This is a genomic window from Alkalihalophilus lindianensis (assembly GCF_032843265.1).
Lineage (GTDB): Bacteria > Bacillota > Bacilli > Bacillales > Bacillaceae_D > Alkalihalophilus > Alkalihalophilus lindianensis.
In genome coordinates this window covers 1-298 of the sequence record NZ_JAWJBA010000171.1, presented here as the reverse complement: position 1 = coordinate 298, position 298 = coordinate 1, and the positions used below count along the sequence as shown (strand labels likewise).

The 298-nt window shown below is 48.3% G+C and carries 1 protein-coding gene; it reads left to right on the top strand.

Annotation, left to right across the window (positions count from 1 at the left end):
- Positions 1-298, top strand: a 298-nt coding sequence (locus RYX56_RS21805; protein WP_317124044.1) for a helicase-related protein, incomplete at both ends; no start/stop codon positions are given.

Sequence of the window (298 nt, the reverse complement as noted above, 5' to 3'; positions counted from 1 at the left end):
AAATATCAACGTGGCCCACTACCATGCCGGCATGGGGGATGAAGAACGGAACCGTGAACAGGAACGTTTCCTCACCGACCAAGCTTCCGTCATGGTGGCGACCTCTGCCTTCGGAATGGGAATTGATAAATCGAATATCAGATACTGCATTCACTGGCAGCTTCCAAAAAATATGGAAAGCTATTATCAAGAAGCGGGTCGTGCCGGAAGGGATGGGCTTAAGAGCGAATGTATCGTCCTTTACTCACCACAGGATGTCCAAATTCAGCGCTTTCTAATCGACCAATCAAGTGACAGA